Annotated in this window: 1 protein-coding gene; it reads left to right on the forward strand. The window is 39.1% G+C overall.

Annotation, left to right across the window (positions count from 1 at the left end):
• Positions 1-121: 121 nt before the first annotated feature.
• The coding region (locus DVK00_RS22160; protein WP_233560873.1) for a hypothetical protein at positions 122-447 on the forward strand (326 nt) is incomplete at its 3' end.

The following is a 447-nucleotide window of genomic DNA, read 5'->3' on the forward strand; positions in this document are numbered from 1 at the left end:
AGTTATAAAATAAGGAGGAAATAGAAATGAACGATTAGAATTTTACTTGATTTATTGTTTTTAGAAGTGTTTTATGTAAAAAAAGGAAAGGACAATAAAGAAAACAATGTTAGCAAACCAAATGAAGTACAAGCATAGACTTAGTAAGCAGAAGCTACCTATCAGCATGGTTTCCTGCTTGCTAGGAGTAGGGGTACTTGCCTCTACGACTTCTGTCTCAGCTGATAATATTCCGACTATTACTATTAAATCGGGAGCAGGTACAACAATTGACCCTCGACTACCGAAAACCCTCCTTTCTAAGCCCGAAGAGAAACCAGAGGAAACACCTAAACTTCCAGATGAGCGACATTATGGTGATGATGTCAGACCAGAAGAAACTCCTAAGCTTCCAGACGAGCGACATTATGGTGACGACATCAGAAAACCTGAGGATACTCCAAAGCT

Source organism: Haloarcula sp. Atlit-47R (assembly GCF_003665985.1).
GTDB classification, from domain to species: Archaea; Halobacteriota; Halobacteria; order Halobacteriales; family Haloarculaceae; genus Haloarcula; species Haloarcula taiwanensis.